Below are 17,633 nucleotides of genomic sequence, written 5' to 3' on the forward strand. Positions count from 1 at the left end.
TATTACTTGATCGCGTCTTTCAATTTATTGCCGGCTTTAAATGCAGGAACTTTGGATTCCGCGATAATAATAGGATTGCCTGTTTGCGGGTTACGGCCTGTGCGACCAGAGCGTTTACGAGTTTCGAATGTACCAAAGCCGATCAGTTGGACTTTGTCGCCACCTGCAAGAGCTTCTGTTACTTCACCCAAAAATCCGTTAAGCACAGATTCCACGTCACGCTTAGTCAACCCGCTTTTTGTTGCAATGTTATTAATCAAGTCCGTTTTGTTCATGTAAATTGCCTCCTAAATATTCGTTGTAGGCTGCTTGCAGCTGCCTCTTTAAGCTTACATACCTCGAAGATACTATTCAACTTTGTTGCAAATAAATCCTGCTTACTGGAAACTTTTTTTGCGAATGGTGAGAGAATTAGACGAATTTTGCCGATTTAAAGGTGTATCTATGAGATTCAGGATAGATTCTCAGGAGAACTTCTTCGCTTCCTCCCAAAATTTATCCATCTCTATTAAATCAGTTTGGTCAAAGGTTCGCCCACTTATACGGAGCTGCTGCTCAATATATTCAAAACGTTTCTTAAATTTTTGATTCGTACGTGCAAGCGCCTCTTCTGGATCCGCATGAATGAACCGTGAAGCATTAACAGCAGCAAATAGGAGATCTCCAAGCTCTGAGGCTTGCTCTTCCGCATCCTTGCTTTCAATCGCTTCTCGCAATTCGACAAGCTCCTCATCGATCTTGTCCAGTACCGGCTTAATATCATCCCAATCGAAGCCAACCTTAGCTGCCTTCTTCTGAATTTTGTAAGCTTTCATCAGCGCTGGCAGATCGGGCGGGATACCATCTAGTTGGGATGCTTTTGTAGGATCAATGCCTTTACGCCGCTTCTCTTCTGCTTTCATCTGCTCCCAGTTCTGAAGAGCCTCTGCCGAATTATTCGCACCAAGGTCGCCAAATACATGCGGATGACGGAAGATTAGCTTCTCATTCAGTGCCTGCAGCACGTCATAAACGGAGAAAGAGCCGACCTCCTCTTCAATTTGGCTATGCAGCATAACCTGCAGAATCACATCACCAAACTCCTCACACATGTTGTCTGGATCATCGTTATCGATCGCTTCAATCGCCTCGTAGGTCTCTTCAATGAAATTCTTACGAAGGGTGAGATGCGTCTGTTCACGATCCCACGGACATCCCTCCGGACTACGTAAAATAGCAACGATCTCATGAAGCCTTTCAAAAGAGCGGTTACGAAGCGTTTCGTCGGTTGAACGCGGAAGCCAGATGAGGGATAGGTTGCCGTATCCAGGCGTCCGATCCAGCTCGTAAAGCGGTACCGCTAGAATCTGTTCCTCGCCAGCTATGCCAAGCGAATGGCCGACAATAACGGTATAATCATCCGGCAAGCGTTCCATTAGCGTTAGCTTCACGTCAGATGCTGTATATTCATCATATACTTGTCCGATTACAGTGTGCAGCTCTGGACGCAGCAGCGATGCTTTTAGATCGCTTGCATCGAGAAGCTGAAAGCCCTCAATCGGGTCGAAGCCAAGACGTGTGAAAGCTTGGTCGAGGAAGCTCTCCCCACCTAAAATCGTGAGATCAATGCCTTCTTCCGGGCAGCGCTCACGCAAGAGCTGAACAGTCCGTTCGGCCACCATCGGGTGCCCAGGAACAGCATAAATGATTTCATGCGCATGCGCCGATCCGCTATCATCGGCGGCATCGCTAGCCGCAAGCAACAGCGCCTCTTGAATCAATGCCTCCGTTATCGCAGCGTATACGTCAGGGAAGGAGTCCAGTTGTTCATATAAGCTGTCGAATGACTTATAAAGCATATCATGTTCTTTAAAAAGACTCATCATCGGGTGCTCCGCCGTTCTTACATAACGGTGTGGGACGGCTTGCAGCCTGCGCCAGATCCCTAGTGTTAATTGGTCAGGATCCCCGGATCCGAGACCAACGACTGTAATGGTTGGTTTCATCATCTATGTAACCTCCTATGGGTGGATGTAATCTGTTTGGTACGATTCGCAGTTTACGATTAATGATTAGTGATTAGTGATTAACGATTAAGGATTAATGATTAGCGATTAGGGTTACTCCGCGATGCGCCTACGCGCCGTATGGCTTTTGAAAGGCAATGCTGCTAGCGGCTAGTCTCCGCCGCTTGGCAGCAGCCGCCATTTGCGCAAGCGGGCGGCTATGGCTTCGCCGCCAGGCAGAGCGCGCAATTCGCGCGCCGAGATGCCGCCGAAGCGCAGCGCGGCGGCGGCGAATACCGCGCCGCCGAGGGCGACGCCGCCAAGCGCAAGCGCGGCGGCTTCCGCCCTTGGCGGCAGCACAGGGCCGAGCAGCGCAGCAGCGCCGCGCTCGGCCAGCGCGAGCGCGGCGGCCATGGCCGCGAGCGCGAGCGCTATGCCCGCGGCGCCCCGCGCGGGCATAGCCGCGCCGGCGGCGCGGCGGACGGCCGCCGCGCTAAGCAGGGCGGCCGCCGCGAGCGCAGCGATGCCGGCGCAGGCCGCGCCGGCCGTGCCGAACGCCGGCACAAGCGCGGCGTTCAAAGCGGCCTTGAGCACCGCGGCTGCGAGCATGAACAGCGCGGGCGCACGAACCTTGCCCAGCCCTTGCAGCATTGCTGCGGCAATCGCGTTAACAGTTCCCGCGAGCCCCGTCCAACCAACTAGTGCGAACGTCCGCGAGCCTTCATTGTCCGCATACAGCATAACATTAATAGGCTCGGCTAGTAACACCAGCCCAATCGAGGCCGCTGCGCCAATCGCCCAAGCAGCTCGCATACCAATGGTCGCCTGCTGCCGCATTGCGGCCACATCGCCACGCGTACGTGCTGTGGCAAGTGCAGGAACAAGCGCACCACCAATCGCGCCTGCAACCATCACTACCAATTGCACGAGCGTCAACCCTCGGCCATAAATACCGAACAAGGACATCGCTTCGATTTCGTTCATACCCGCTCCTCGCAGCAACCGCGGTACGGTGAACGCATCAACAACACTAAGCGCCGGTACAGCCAGCGCCCCTAGTGTGATAGGTATAGCCAGCGCAGCAAGACGTCGCACCTGTTTCAAGATGCTTTTCGTTCCACGCCCGCTCCATTGCTTCTCCCTTCGCTGAACGCCCTTATGATTCAGCCAGTTCGCTCGCTCCAGTCCTTCCTCCTCTTTATCCTTGACCAACATCCCTGTAAGCTCGCGCTTACTAGCTGATTCAGTCTCTCCTCCATTATCGCCTGCTCTACGCTCCCGCAATCCATGCACCAGCATAACAGCAAGTCCAGCTGCACCGCCGAATGCTGAGCCAGAGGTTGCACCGGCAGCAAGAGAGGCGTCCGACCAGCCATATTGCCACCCAATCCAAAGCAGGGTCAGCATGGCCGTAACCCGAACGAGCTGTTCCGTTAACTGCGATACAGCGGAGGGCAGCATTTGTCCTCGGCCTTGATAATACCCGCGCAATGCAGCCATAACGGGCATAAACCATAAAGCCAGCGCAGCAGCTTGAATGGCTCGTCCCGTGCTCGGGTCGCCAATCCATAACGCCACGCGGCCTGCTCCAAACCACAATAGCGCAAACCCAGCTATACCACTCCCCGCCAGCAGAAGAATGCTTGCTCTAAGCACATGCCTCGCTTCCGATCGTTCTCCAACAGCTTCATGCTCCGCAACTACTAACGAGACTGCCACAGGAAAGCCCGCTGTCACCATGACCAAGAGCAGCTGATACAGCGGATAAACGGCATTATAAATACCAAAAACACGATCACCCGCTACATTTTGCAAGGGAATTTTTTGCAGCGTTCCAATCGTCTTGCTCATAAGCATGGCCACTCCCATAAGGACAGCGCCTCTCCATGCAAACTTGCTATGTACCCCGCTATTTAAGCCAGTAGACTGGCTTTGTTGTCGATAGTCGCTAATCCTGTTTTCAACTCCGGTCTGCTCTATGCCATCTGTCGATGAAGCAGGATGATTCCCTTCTCGCTTCAAGCTGTACACCTACCTGCCCTACGTCATCTCTCCTTCTTGTATTATACCTGAAAGCGGCAAGCTGTGAATGTCCGCTATCAGGCGAGTCAGGCGTTCACGCAAGAAAAAAGCTTCCGTGAAGATCGCCCTCTTCAAGGAAGCCCAAGATTTATTGTTCCATTTGCTTAGCTAGAAAACCAGCTGCTGTTTCAGCCATTTTGACTTCCATTTGCGCCATTTTCACACTATCGTCTTTACTAAGTAAGACTACCGTTCCGATTGGATCTCCACCTGCTACAATTGGGGCCGCCACGAAGGAACTGAAATTCTCGCCAACATCCTTCACAACCTCAAAGGATCCACCGGTGGTTTCGATAACTGCCTTGCGATTCTCCATACAGTTCTCGAGCAGCATACCAATCTGCTTTTCTAAATAATCTTTCTTCGGTGCCCCTGCGACAGCAATGATGTTATCCCGGTCCGTTATTAACGTAATGTGGTTGGTGCTCTCAGATAAAGATTCGGCATACTCCTTGGCAAAATCGCCAAGCTCCCCAATCGGGGAATATTTCTTAAGAATAACTTCGCCGTCACGATCGACGAATATTTCTAGCGGGTCGCCCTCGCGTATACGCAGCGTTCGGCGGATTTCCTTTGGTATGACGACCCGACCGAGATCATCGATGCGACGAACAATTCCAGTTGCTTTCATGTTCTAGTTGCCCCACTTTCCTTGAAGGTTTTGAATTGGACTGGATGCAGGCTGCTTCTCTATTACTGAAGAGGAGAGGATCCTTGAAAAATGGTGATTGCGAATCTGACCATAGTATTCATCCACTCCCAATTTCTTATGCAAGGAGTAAAGGGCTTCAAGTCTTGATTCTCCGCTGATGGCGTTAATTTCCATAGTTGGTCGCCCTTGCGTACCCTGCTGCCCCTCGGATGAGAATACAAAAGCATCATTCCGCTTATAAAGAAGAGGTAGGATGCTCGCATTTCCATTCTTATTCCCTACTATGATTTACCGTCTCTGGGCGTTTTACTCACGCATTAGCAACTGGCTACGCTCCCGCTTCAAGGCGAGAAATTCCGGATTCACCCGAACCTCTGTACGTAGAAGCCCGCTGCGCAGACGGATCACCTGCAAGAAAAACAAAAAGGCCCTTTTCAGGCCTCCTCATCTCTGTTCGTATCGTAATTAGAAGAATATGATGCACACAGGAGCCTTCACATCCAATTGATGTCCAGTAGGCATCAATTTTCCGGATTCCTGATCAATGCTGTAACTCACTATAGTATCAGAGCTCTGATTAGCAACTACTACGTATCGATCATCTGCCGTGATCGCAAAGTTTCGCGGCGTACTCCCACCACATGGTGCATATTCAACAAGCTCAAGCTTTCCACCTTCTACAACTCGGTATACAGCAAGGCTATCATGCCCGCGATTAGAAGCATATAAATATCGCCCATCCGAGGTGATATGAATATCAGCACAGGTGCTTTCTCCTTCAAACGACTCCGGCAGCGTGCGGATAACCTGCAGCACCTGAAGCATTGAATCCACAGCATCATAACGATATACGACAACCGTGCTATCAAGCTCGTTGACCACATAGAGCAGCTCGCCAGTAGGGTGAAAGACAAGATGGCGCGGACCCGCTCCTGGAGCAGTGTTCGTTTCACGGTGAGGAATAAGGCGTCCCGTCTCCCCTTCAAGCCGATAATGAACGATCTTGTCGGTTCCCAGGTCAGCTACAAGGACAAAACGGTTCAGCGGGTCAACGATAGCCGAATGTGGATGAGACGCTTCCTGACGGTCATCTCTCGGGCCTCTACCCGTATGTATCTCATTATCTACTAGCTCAACAAGCGTTCCATCCTCACCAAGTCCAAAAGAACACACATTGCCGCCCGAATAATTCGTCACGATGATATGATTCTCTTGTTTATCCATAACGAGGTGGCAAGGCACTCCCCCTAAAGTCGATAATTCTGTAACCGCTTTCAGATGTCCCCTAGCGGAATCCATAGTAAAGCTAACGATACTTCCATGCTCGCCACCATGCTTCTCACTCACTGCATACAGCATCGTACGATCACGATTGACCGTTAGAAAGGAAGCATTCTCGATGCCTTTCGTCCCTTTCATTAACCGCATTTGACCAGTAGCACCATTGAATTTCACGGAATGAATAACACTTTCATCCTGATGCCCATAAGAACCCACATAAAATTGCTGTTCCACTCTAAGCCCTCCAGTCATGTCATCTAACCCTCACCACTTCAATTTTTATGAAAAGCAAGCTCAACCATCAGTGGTTGAGCTTGTCCTTCAAACCAGCGCTTATTTTGTTTTTGTTTCTGTTTTTGTTTCCGTTTTTGTTGTATCGTTTGTTTTCCCTGTACCCGTTTTAGCAGCTTCAGGCAATGTGATCTTAGTAATGAGTTTCGGCAGATCCTTAGTCATAAAATTATTCATGTTCGTTGAGGCTACTGCTTGCTTCAACGCAGCAAGGTCAGCTGCAGTCAGCTTCTCAAACGCAGTTGGTTCGCGCTTCTCAACCTTCATAACATGATAACCAAATGAGGATTTGACCGGATCGCCAACTTTACCAATTGCTTGTTTGTTAGCGGCATCTTTAAATTCAGCAACCCAACCTTTAGCCTGTTGATTCTCATACAAACCGCCATTTTCCTTGGAGCCCGCATCATCGGAATACTGTTTAGCTAATGCTTTCCAGTCGCCGCCTGCATCAAGCTTCGCTTTGACTTCTTTTGCAATTTTGAGTGCATCAGCATCTTTACGCTTCTCTGCGCCTGTTTGTGGATCTACTGTGCCTATTAGAATATGACGAACACTGATGACATTATAATCGTCTTTCGTTGTTTCATATTGCTTCTTAACTTCAGCATCTGTTACTTTGCTTTCTTCATTAGCCATGATTCGAGTAATCATCGAGTAGAAATATCTAATATCGCTCTCGGTTAATTTCGCTGCTTCTACTTTTGTTTTTGTTGCTGGTGTTCCATCAATTGCTTTTTTGATTTGTGCGTAAAAAGCGTCTACATCGGTTTTGCTTTTAGCTGCTTCATCCTTCGTTTGTACAGGAAGCTTTTTGAACAATACTTTGTAACCGACATATTCACGAAGGAATTGCTCCTGAAGCTGGGGAATGCTTAAGTACATTTCCGTCTGCGGCTGTACAATGCCGAAGAAAGTGGAATATTTCTTGAATTCTGTCTCCGTCACCGTACCGTCTGTATAGGTTGCAACAACCTTGCCTTCTCCTGCACCAGGAGCAGCTGCCTCCTGATTCTTCTTGCCGCATCCTGCTGCTAATACGATAACAAGTACAGCTGTAATCGAGAGTAGAATCCCTTTTTTCCAATAGTTAGTGCGTAACATCCTGTAGTTCCCCTTTCGATTGAATGGTTTCTTTATAATGCTTCAAAAAGCGTTCCAATAACTCGAGCTTCTGTTCGATCGCAAGTCCCTTGCCTCTTAATTGCACAAGAGGATAGGATTCCTGACCTGTTGACCGCTTAAATCGGTTCTCCAATTGCAAACACAGCTGGTCAACCTTCTTCGTGTCAAACCGCTGCTTCTCACGTTCCGCAAACCGTAAGGTGATATCGTCACCTTTTCCACTGATTTGCTCAATTCCGCAGGCTGCTCCAAAGATTTTGAGACGAGCTACAGAAAGCAGATTGTCAACAGATTGCGGCAAATCACCGAATCGGTCGACCAGTTCCTCACGTAAATCATCCGCTTCCTCAAAGGTGCGCAGATTTGCCACTTTTTTGTAGATCTCTATCTTCTGTATGCTATCGTAAATATACGCTGAGGGCAAGTACGCATCAATACTCATATCGATATTGGTACTCACTTCTTTCACTACTTCAACCGTTGTCCCATCCATCTCGGCTTTCCGCTTGGCTATCTCATCAGCAAGCATCTGGGAGTATAGATCAAACCCGACAGAAGCAATGAAGCCATGCTGCTCCGCTCCTAGCAGATTACCCGCACCCCGTATAGACAGATCACGCATGGCAATCTTAAAGCCAGAGCCCAGCTCCGTGAACTCTTTAATAGACTGCAGGCGCTTCTCAGCTACCTCCGTCAATACTTTATCTCGCTGGTAGGTGAAATAGGCATAGGCGATTCGGTTGGACCTTCCCACACGACCGCGCAGCTGGTAAAGCTGAGATAGGCCCATTTTATCCGCATCATGGACGATTAATGTGTTCACATTCGGGATATCGACACCCGTCTCAATAATGCTCGTACTGACAAGAACATCTGACTCGCCATCCAGGAAGTCCAGAATCGTCTTCTCGAGCTCCTGCTCGGACATTTGTCCATGGCCCACGGCAACCTTCGCCTCAGGAACGAGTGCATGGATCTGCTCTGCCATTTGATGAATGCCTTGTACACGGTTATAGAGGTAATACACTTGACCGCCCCGTGCCAGCTCTCGCTCAATCGACTCGCGGACGAGCGAAGGACTGTATTCCACTACATACGTTTGGACTGGGAAGCGGTTCTCAGGCGGTGTCTCAATAACGGACAAGTCACGAACACCCAGCATGGACATATGTAGCGTGCGCGGGATCGGGGTAGCCGTCAGTGTCAGTACATCCACATTCATCTTGAGCCGCTTCAGCTTCTCTTTATGCGAAACACCGAAACGCTGCTCCTCATCTACAATGAGCAGACCCAAGTCTTTAAATATAATATCCTGTGACAGCAGTCTATGGGTGCCAATCACGACATCCACAGTTCCCGCCTTGAGCCCCTTCATCGTATCGGTCTGTTCCTTCTTGGAACGGAAGCGACTTAATACTTGAACCTTAAATGGAAATCCGGAGAATCGCTCGCGGAATGTCTCATAATGCTGCTGGGCTAGAATGGTTGTCGGCACAAGAATCGCAACTTGCTTACCCTCAATAGCTGATTTGAACGCGGCCCGAACCGCCACTTCTGTCTTGCCATAGCCAACATCACCGCACAGTAAGCGATCCATCGGACGCTCCGTCTGCATATCCTTCTTAATTTCCTCAATAGCCCTCAACTGATCGCGAGTTTCATCGTAAGGGAACATAGCCTCAAAGTCCTGCTGATACGTCGTATCCGGACCAAAGGCAAATCCGCTGGTCGCTTGACGTTCCGCATATAGCTTAATAAGATCATCAGCAATATCTTTGACCGAGGTCTGAGCCTTGCTCTTCGCCCTGGTCCATTCACTGCCTCCGAGCTTATAGACCTTAGGCTCTTTCTCCTCTTGACCCACATATTTCTGAATCAGATCAATCTGCTCGATCGGAACAGACAGCTTATCGCCGCCTGCATACACAATATGAATATAGTCCTTATGGATGCCAGCGATCTCAAGCGTGCCAATGCCAATATATTGGCCGATTCCATGATTCTGATGAACCACATAGTCGCCGACCTTCAGCTCCGTGTAGCTCTTGATCCGCTCTGCATTGTCTATTTTTTTATCCAATCGACGAGCTTTCCGCTGCTTCTGGGAGAACATCTCCCCTTCAGTAATTACGATCAGATGGATGGAAGGCAGCTCAAAGCCAGATTGCAGGTTGCCCTCGATCAACGTTGGCGGCTCTATTCCGTAGTCATCCAGTACGCGGCGCATCCGATCCATGCGATCCGCACTGCCCGCCATCATCATGACGCTAGCACCAGCCTTACGCCATCGCTCCATCTCTGCCTTCAAGACGTTCATTTGGCCATGAAAATTCTGCATCGAGCGGCAGACAACATTCAGGATGTTCTGCGGCTGTGTATGCGGAATCTGCCTTAAGAATAGGGAAAGGAACAACGTCTGGAACGGACGTTGGTAGAGCACCTCATCCGAAGACCTGGCAATAGGCAGACTTGGCAAAGCCTTTCCATTGGCAAGCAAATGCGTTGCCCATTCCGCTTCGTCACGCTCTAACTGACGTGCTGTCTCAATAAGGCGGGTTGGCTCATCATAAATAAGCAGCGTATCCTTCGGCAGATAATCAAAGAGTGTCTGACGCTCCGGGTAGAGCAAGGAAATATATTTATAAATTTCAGGGAAATACTGATGATCCCGCAGCTTCTCAATCTCCAAGCCAATTTCGGAACGCAGCTTGTCTTTGGCCATGCGATCCGTCATCTTCAGCAGCTGCTCCTCCAGCCGATCAGAGGCTTGCTGCGCCGCATTCTCAAACCTACGCTTATCCGCCGTCAGCTCCTGGCAAGGGGGAATGGTATACTCGCTCAGCTTATCTAGCGAACGCTGATCAATAGGATCAAACGTACGAATAGAATCAATCTCATCATCAAACCATTCAATCCGATAAGGCTGAGGCGATGTCAGCGGGAATAGATCGACGATACCGCCGCGAACGCTCATCTCCCCTTTTCCTTCCACCTTATCAACGCGTACATAGCCAAGCTCAACCATTTGTCGTAAAAACGCTTCCAAAGGGATGGACTGGCCCACCTTCAGCTCAATACGAGCAGATGCCACCACCTCGCTAAGCGGCAGATAGCGTCTCACGCCAGAGAAAGGCACGACAACAATCCCGCGATAGCCTTGCGACAATCGGATAAGCACATCCATCCGTTGGGCCAGGGTTTCCGGGCTTGATATGGCCGCTTCCGCAGCTACTAATTCATTGGCTGGATAAAGTAATACTTCATCCGGGGACAAGCACTCCACTAGATCCTCAGCAATCTTCTGTGCTGCGAACATATTATGAGTAACAACAAGCAGCGGTTGCTCGAATTCCCGCTTCAGCGCCGCAATCATCACTTGTCGTGATGATCCAGCTAAGCCGGATATCAGCTGCTCCCGCATTCCTTTTCTTATTCCAGATACAATCGACTGATAGTCCGTATCCGCGGCGTAAGCCTCTAGTAATGCTTTCAATGCACAGGCACCTCGTTTCATCCACAGGCACGGAATATCTTTAGACGGCTTTTTTACATGCCGTCACAAAAGGAGCCTCGGCCGTGCGCCTAGGCTCTCTTGCTATTTGGCAATCATCCTCTTTACTGTAGAGGACTGGACACAAGCAACAGCTCTGGATTACTTTCAATCGCCTCACGGCAGTAGTCACAGACGACTTTGACCGTAACATCTCCGTTTGGATTATACGCTATTATATCGCTGCGCTCTTCAAGGGTCAAGAAATGGAAGCCTAGCTGCGATTCCGATATTTGCGTGCTATCAATCGAGCCCATCGCCGACTTACAATGCCGACAAATGTAATTTACAGCCATATGTATGCCTCCTAAGAGTTTGTTATACCCTTAGTATGCCCGCAATGACTGAACTTTAACGATTAAACTTGGCCATTGTCTGTTCCCACGGATACTTAAGCGCAAATTCTATCGCATCACAGGTTTCTTCCACCATCGAGGAAACGAAGTCCATTTCAGCTTTAGGGAAGCTAGATAGCACATAATCCGCGATATTCATGCCTGGCTTGGGTCTGGTAATCCCCATACGTACCCGATTGAATTGCTGCGTGCCAGTATGCTGAATAATGGACTTTATCCCATTATGACCGCCCGAGCTTCCTTGGTAGCGAAGACGGATCTTGCCGACTTCCGTATCCAGATCATCATAAACGACAATGATATCCTCCAGATCCGCTTTAAAATAATCCATAAACCCTCTTACCGTCTCACCGGACAGGTTCATATAGGTCATCGGTTTGAGAAGGACTACCTTAGTACCTCCAACGTTACCCTCACCGAGCAGCGCTTTGCATTTACTTTGTGTAACACTTATCCCCCATCGCTTCGCAAGCGCATCAACAGCCATGAACCCTACATTGTGACGCGTCCCTTGGTAAGCAGTGCCGGGGTTGCCTAATCCGACAATCCATTTCATGCTGAGTCGTCAACTCCTATATGATATTGCTGGCTTTTGGTTTGGGCCCAGGCTATATTCCCCTAAATTTGAGCTTTCAATAGATAAGAAAAAATAAAAAAATGTCACTATGCAACGAATCTTCCTCCCAGATTGTCATATGTATAGAGGCAGCTGTTTGCCGAACTTCGTACATAAAGGAGAATTCCCATGTATGTAAACGGTCAATTGATCATCGATGATTATCAATTCAAGGATCATCACCAACATCAAGTTCCCATCCAAATTTATTGGGGTAGCCAGCATAGTGGCATCGGCTTCGTCGAACAATACAGCTCTGAGTTTATCAAGATTAATAATATTTTCTACAGCCGCAGGCAATTTACCTTTGTTTCTAGACCTGGTTATTGAAAAAAAAGTAAAAGGGCTGCTCATGGCAGCCCTCCCTTGTCGTACCTATTCCGTATCCTTCTCTAAATATCCGTATGCACCTCTAAGCGCCCTTCCTCCGCCCGCTCAGCAGCTTCCGCAGCTTTAACCGCTTGATCAGCGGCCTCATCCTCTGTAAGCTCTTTCTGTGGCGCTAGGATGGTTACGACAACTTGCTCAGGTTCGAGTCTCGTCGTCACTCCCTCTGGAAGAGCAAGATCGCCTACTAAGACATTCTCTCCGATTTGAAGTTTGGTGACATCGACTTCAATTACATCGGGAATTTTCCCTGGCAAGCAAAGCACTTCAATCTCATGAAGCATCGCTTGCAGGATACCGCCTTCCCTAACCCCCTGTGAGTCTCCCGTCATTTCTATGCGTACCGACGTTTTAACCGCTTCATTCATGTTAATTTGGTGAAAATCAATGTGGAGTACGCTTCGGGATAACGAATCACGCTGTACTTCCGTCATCATAACCGGCTGTTTGCCGACTCCAGGGACATCCATATCAAGCAGTGCATGTGGATGAGAACGTAAAAGCGCCATAAGCTCTTTCTCGTTTACTGAAATGTTAACCGGATTGTTAAGCTTCGTACCATATACGACACCAGGAATGATTCCACGCTGCCGCATCTTCTTCAGCTCTCCCCGTGTACCTGCTGTCCGTTTTTCTGCTTTGAAAAGTATCGCCATAATAGAATGTAATCCTCCTTGTACAATCGATTTCCATATATTCTTACCCATTACGACCCGTTATTAAACAAAAGACGGATGCAGGGTCCATAAAAGGGACCTCACACCCGCCGTTTAACTATTCTTTCTTTTGTCTTTCTTTCTTTGCCTTAGCCCTCGAACGCAGCTTTTCAGCGTAACCGGGTTTATTGACTTGCCGCTCGCGAGCAATCGCAAGCTCGTTAGCCGCAACATCATGCGTAATCGTGGAGCCCGCCACGACATAAGCGCCTTCACCAATTTTGATAGGTGCAATCAGGTTTACATTGCTGCCAACAAAAGCATGGTCACCAATTTCGGTCAATGACTTGTTGTAGCCGTCATAGTTTACTGTAATCGCGCCACAGCCTATATTGACATCTTTTCCAACCTTCGCGTCGCCAACATAGCTGAGATGGGAGACTTTGCTGCCATCACCAAGCTCTGCATTCTTCAGTTCCACGAAATCGCCAACCTTACAACCAACCCCAAGCTTGGAGCCAGGACGCAGATTCGCATAAGGACCTACAGCACTCTCGTCACCAATAATAGACTCTGCAGTAACAGATTGCTTCACCGTTACTCCGTTACCAATGATCGTATCCGCAATATCCGCCTGAGGGCCTATTATACAATCTTCTCCAATAACTGTATGCCCACGAAGTACTGTCCCTGGATAAAGAATAGTGTCCGATCCGATTACGACATCTGCCTCGATATAAGTAGCAGCAGGATCGATAACCGTTACACCATTTATCTGATGTTTCCGCACGATACGAGCACGCATGAGCTGCTCCGCTTCAGCCAACCCCACACGATCATTAACCCCGATACCCTCAGCAAAATCAGAAGCACAATAGGCACCGATCGATTCGCCTGATTGTTTCAAGATTTCCATAACATCTGTTAAATAGTACTCACCCTGCGCATTATGGTTCGTCACTTTCTTCAGCGCTTGGAACAGCTTCTGGTTATCAAAGCAGTACATGCCTGTATTAATCTCCGAGATTGCCGCTTCTGTAGCCGTACAATCCTTCTGCTCAACGATCCGCAGCACCTGACCCGCTTCATCACGGATAATGCGGCCTAAGCCCTGAGGATTCGGTACGACAGCTGTTAGCACCGTAGCAGCTAACTTCTCCGCTCTGTGCAGATTCAGCAGCGCTCCAATCGTATCCGCGGTCACTAGCGGCGTGTCCCCGTACAAAATGACCGTGGTTCCCGTCTCATCACCAAGCAATGGCTCAACCTGCTGTACAGCGTGCCCTGTACCAAGCTGCTGCTCCTGCAGAATGAATTCCGCACCGTTTCCAATATAAGACTGAACGGCTTCCGCACCATGCCCAACGACAACTACAGTTCTTTCACAAGATGCCTCTTTAACTGTTTGCAAGACATGACCCACCATGGGCTTGCCGCATACCGAATGGAGTACTTTATATAATTTGGATTTCATTCGCTTTCCTTGTCCAGCTGCCAGTACGATTGCCATAACCTTCAATGTGAGTTCCTCCTAGCTTGAACGAGTATTCTTGTAAATGCTCTACTGAATATATCGTATTCAATGACAAAAGAAAAGAGAGCCAAAAGGCTCCCCTTCTTCCACGAATCAAAGATTATGACAGGTTTACGTTCCATTTAATCCCGATTCATGAACTCCCCAATATCGTCAATTAAGCCCCTTCTTCAATGACTTCTTCCTCCGTGGCTGCGCGCTCATATTCAGCGAGTACGGCAGCTTGGATTTTCTCACGGGTAGTCGAAGAAATCGGATGAGCGATATCGCGGAATTCTCCATCCGGAGTCCGCTTACTTGGCATTGCCACAAACATTCCATTGTTTCCGTCTATCACTCGAATATCGTGAACGACAAACTCATTGTCAATGGTAATGGAAGCGATAGCCTTCATACGCCCTTCGGAATTTACACGGCGGAGTCTAACATCGGTAATTTGCATCTGTGTTCACCACCTTTGCCTATCGAAGACTTGGTGTATAATTCCACATTGTAATGCAAATTCCTTCATGAATTTGTAAAATAAGTCGCGAATAAGTAAATATTTTTTTCCAGTAAAAACTATTCGATTATATTCGACTTATATCGCTACAATAAGCTCAATTTCGACAAAAACATCCTTAGGAAGCCGCGCTACTTCTACGGTTGAACGGGCTGGCTTATGATCTCCAAAATAAGAAGCATAGATCGCATTGAGTGCTGCGAATTGGTTCATATCTTTGATGAACACGGTTGCCTTCACCACATCAGTCAAAGTTGCTCCAGCCTCCTCAAGTACCGCTATCAGGTTTTTAAAAACCTGATGCGTTTGCTCCTCGATACCGCCTTCAACAAGCTCACCGCTTGCCGTCAATGGAATTTGACCGGAAGTAAACAACAAATTACCTATCTTCATGGCTTGTGAATAAGGTCCGATCGCTGCTGGTGCTTTATCCGTTACTACGATTTGTGGTTGTTGTTTCATATGATTCACTCCTAAAAGTTTTTGCGAGGCTCTGCCTTCACATAAAGCTTCATCTACCGATCAAAATAATTTCCAGGGACGATCGTAGTATGCTTCGTTTTCAAATCAACTGCAGTCAGCTTAGCTAGGGAAACATAGTCCTCGAGCAATCGCTCTTCTGTTCCAAGCTCACCGGATTCAACGAATACGCCGACTCCTGCGACCTTGGCATTAAATTCAAAGAGCAGGTCCATCATCCCTTGAATCGTCCCACCGGCTTTCATAAAGTCATCTATGATCAGCACTCGTGCATGCTCCTTGAGCGCACGCCTTGCAAGAGACATTGTCTGAATCCGTTTGTTAGAGCCTGATACGTAGTTAATACTTACCGCTGAGCCTTCCGTTACCTTATTATCACGACGGACGATAACTACAGGCAGATTCATGCAAGCTGCCGTCGCGTATGCAAGCGGAATCCCCTTCGTCTCGACCGTCATAATGACATCGATCTCGGCTGTCGCAAATGCAGTAGCGAACATCCGCCCAACGTCCGCTAGCATACCCGGTAGTCCAAGCATATCCGTCATATACAAATAACCGCCCGGTAGAACGCGCTCAGGCTGTTCTAGTTGACGGCAAATATGGTTCATATTTTGGAGAGCATCGGCCCTACTCATCTTAGGTGTATATTTTACCCCGCCTGCTGCACCCGCTACGGTGTTCAGTTCACCGAGTCCTTCTTCCTCAAACACTTCTTTGATAATCGCCAAATCCTCGCTTATCGAGGACTTCGCAGACTGATAACGATCAGCAAATGCTGTTAGAGAAATTAACGTATGGGGGCGTGTAAGTAGGTACTGTGTCATTTCTACTAACCTTGCGCTTCGCTTCAACTTCTTCACGTCGTATTCCCCCCAGCTAAATCCGAATAATATAATGACAATATATCATTTTTATACGGATTTAATCAAGGAAAAGGTCAGTTTCATGTGAGCATTCTTACCACATATACTTCTTTGCAAAAACCACGTAGTCCGTTATAAATTCGGGAAACCTTTGCTTCCTTATTAACGAGACCAAAAACAGTAGGCCCGCTGCCTGACATCAGTACCCCATCGGCACCTAAACGCTGCATAATCTCTTTTAACTGCAGCACTTCAGGATAGAGTTGAAGCGTAACCGATTCAAGTACATTCCCTAGATTATCGCAGATGTCCGTGAAGGAACCACGTTCAATCGCAGATACCATGGCTGAAGTAGAAGGATGAGTCTTCAGCTCTGCGGCCCGAAGCTTTCCGTATACATCTGCTGTAGATACATTGATCGGAGGCTTGGCCAAAACAACCCAGCACTGTGGCGGGTTGCTGATACGCTCCAGCTTCTCTCCACGTCCTCGCGCTACAGCTGTCCCTCCCGTAACGCAGAACGGCACATCAGACCCAAGTTCAGCCCCTAGCGTGCAGAGCTCTTCCTCTGAGATGCCAAGACCCCATAGTCGATTTAATCCGCGTAAGGCCGCCGCCGCATCGCTGCTGCCGCCTGCTAGCCCCGCAGCTACAGGTACCTTTTTATCCAGATGGATATAGACCCCCTTGCGTACGTCATAACGGTCTTTAATCAACCTCGCTGCTTGAAAAGCCAAGTTCTTCTCATCAAGTGGGATATACCCCGCCTGGCTCGATATAATAATGGTGTCCCGAGGAACCTCTTCCATCTCAAGACGATCAGCTAGATCAACCATAGTCATAATCATTTCCACTTCATGGAAGCCATCTTCGCGTTTGCGAATGACATCAAGCATTAGATTAATTTTTGCTGGCGCTTTTTCATAGACTTTCATATCCTGTTCACCCGCTCGTTATCATTAAACTTCACATATTATAACAAAAGGTCATAAGAAAAGCTAAGATGACCTTTGAGCAGTAAGGAAATACCGGCTCAGTCATCTTAGCTTATCATGTGAGGCTTGGCATACGTCGGTTTATTTTACTTATTGTCGATATTGAGGCTGCTGAGATGGCGTAGGCGGCTGCATGTAAGGGGGTACCGAGGAAGCCCTATAGGCAGGAACAGGCTGTGTCTGTTGATTAATAGGTTGTTGCACGTATGAATGGGCTTGTGTCTGTGTGGACTGTGTTTGTCGTGACCCATTGTTATCTGTTGGACCAGACTTCT

General features: G+C 48.4%; 16 protein-coding genes. 1 reads left to right on the top strand and 15 read right to left on the bottom strand.

The features are described from left to right. Nucleotides 1-2 precede the first annotated feature (2 nt). From EKN16_RS23205 to pth, 9 genes are all read right to left on the bottom strand, one after another. Nucleotides 3-275 (bottom strand): HU family DNA-binding protein, encoded by a 273-nt coding sequence (locus EKN16_RS23205; RefSeq protein ID WP_125662809.1) that lies wholly within the window; start codon nt 273-275, stop codon nt 3-5. Nucleotides 276-464: 189 nt separating this feature from the next. Then, on the bottom strand, nt 465-1,985 hold the full coding sequence (gene yabN / locus EKN16_RS23210) for a bifunctional methyltransferase/pyrophosphohydrolase YabN (protein WP_125666571.1): 1,521 nt from the start codon (nt 1,983-1,985) through the stop codon (nt 465-467). Nucleotides 1,986-2,156: 171 nt separating this feature from the next. Next, nucleotides 2,157-4,007, bottom strand: a complete 1,851-nt coding sequence (locus EKN16_RS23215; protein ID WP_125662811.1) for a putative polysaccharide biosynthesis protein — start codon at nt 4,005-4,007, stop codon at nt 2,157-2,159. A 148-nt stretch (nt 4,008-4,155) separates the two neighbouring features. Beyond that, the gene (gene spoVT, locus EKN16_RS23220; protein WP_125662813.1) at nt 4,156-4,698 is read right to left on the bottom strand and encodes a stage V sporulation protein T; all 543 of its coding nucleotides are present in this window, start codon (nt 4,696-4,698) and stop codon (nt 4,156-4,158) included. 486 nt (nt 4,699-5,184) lie between these two features. Further along, nucleotides 5,185-6,234: a lactonase family protein gene (locus EKN16_RS23225; protein WP_164522962.1), complete on the bottom strand. Its 1,050-nt coding sequence runs from the start codon at nt 6,232-6,234 to the stop codon at nt 5,185-5,187. A gap of 99 nt (nt 6,235-6,333) precedes the next feature. Then, complete coding sequence (locus EKN16_RS23230) at nt 6,334-7,395, bottom strand: peptidylprolyl isomerase (protein ID WP_125662817.1); 1,062 nt, start codon at nt 7,393-7,395, stop codon at nt 6,334-6,336. After that, the gene (gene mfd / locus EKN16_RS23235; RefSeq protein ID WP_232015965.1) at nt 7,382-10,909 is read right to left on the bottom strand and encodes a transcription-repair coupling factor; all 3,528 of its coding nucleotides are present in this window, start codon (nt 10,907-10,909) and stop codon (nt 7,382-7,384) included. The genes EKN16_RS23230 and mfd overlap by 14 nt, the downstream gene beginning before the upstream one ends. 122 nt (nt 10,910-11,031) lie before the next feature. Next, complete coding sequence (locus EKN16_RS23240; protein ID WP_125662821.1) at nt 11,032-11,262, bottom strand: anti-sigma-F factor Fin; 231 nt, start codon at nt 11,260-11,262, stop codon at nt 11,032-11,034. A 55-nt stretch (nt 11,263-11,317) separates the two neighbouring features. Continuing rightward, entirely contained in the window at nt 11,318-11,878 is a 561-nt protein-coding gene (gene pth / locus EKN16_RS23245) for an aminoacyl-tRNA hydrolase (protein WP_125662823.1), read from the bottom strand. Between the two features lie 189 nt (nt 11,879-12,067). Between pth and EKN16_RS23250 the strand changes: the two genes are divergently transcribed. Beyond that, nucleotides 12,068-12,268, top strand: coding sequence for a hypothetical protein (locus EKN16_RS23250; protein WP_125662825.1), 201 nt, complete (start codon nt 12,068-12,070; stop codon nt 12,266-12,268). Between the two features lie 62 nt (nt 12,269-12,330). Here EKN16_RS23250 and EKN16_RS23255 read toward each other — a convergent pair whose 3' ends face one another. The 6 genes from EKN16_RS23255 to ispE form a co-directional block, all read right to left on the bottom strand. Beyond that, nucleotides 12,331-12,981 carry a 50S ribosomal protein L25 gene (locus tag EKN16_RS23255; RefSeq protein WP_125662827.1) on the bottom strand — a complete coding sequence of 217 codons (651 nt, stop codon included), beginning with the start codon at nt 12,979-12,981 and terminating at the stop codon, nt 12,331-12,333. A 118-nt stretch (nt 12,982-13,099) separates the two neighbouring features. Continuing rightward, a complete protein-coding gene (glmU, locus tag EKN16_RS23260; protein WP_125662829.1) occupies nt 13,100-14,500 on the bottom strand; it encodes a bifunctional UDP-N-acetylglucosamine diphosphorylase/glucosamine-1-phosphate N-acetyltransferase GlmU in 1,401 nt (466 codons plus the stop codon). Nucleotides 14,501-14,672: 172 nt separating this feature from the next. Continuing rightward, entirely contained in the window at nt 14,673-14,957 is a 285-nt protein-coding gene (gene spoVG / locus EKN16_RS23265; RefSeq protein WP_018759486.1) for a septation regulator SpoVG, read from the bottom strand. Between the two features lie 138 nt (nt 14,958-15,095). Beyond that, on the bottom strand, nt 15,096-15,479 hold the full coding sequence (locus EKN16_RS23270) for a RidA family protein (protein ID WP_125662831.1): 384 nt from the start codon (nt 15,477-15,479) through the stop codon (nt 15,096-15,098). Nucleotides 15,480-15,532: 53 nt separating this feature from the next. Then, nucleotides 15,533-16,360, bottom strand: coding sequence for a pur operon repressor (gene purR, locus EKN16_RS23275; protein ID WP_125662833.1), 828 nt, complete (start codon nt 16,358-16,360; stop codon nt 15,533-15,535). 83 nt (nt 16,361-16,443) lie between these two features. Beyond that, nucleotides 16,444-17,298 (bottom strand): 4-(cytidine 5'-diphospho)-2-C-methyl-D-erythritol kinase, encoded by an 855-nt coding sequence (gene ispE, locus EKN16_RS23280; RefSeq protein ID WP_125662835.1) that lies wholly within the window; start codon nt 17,296-17,298, stop codon nt 16,444-16,446. Between the last annotated feature and the right edge of the window lie 335 nt (nt 17,299-17,633).

The sequence above is a fragment of the Paenibacillus baekrokdamisoli genome (assembly GCF_003945345.1).
GTDB classification, from domain to species: Bacteria; Bacillota; Bacilli; order Paenibacillales; family Paenibacillaceae; genus Paenibacillus_Z; species Paenibacillus_Z baekrokdamisoli.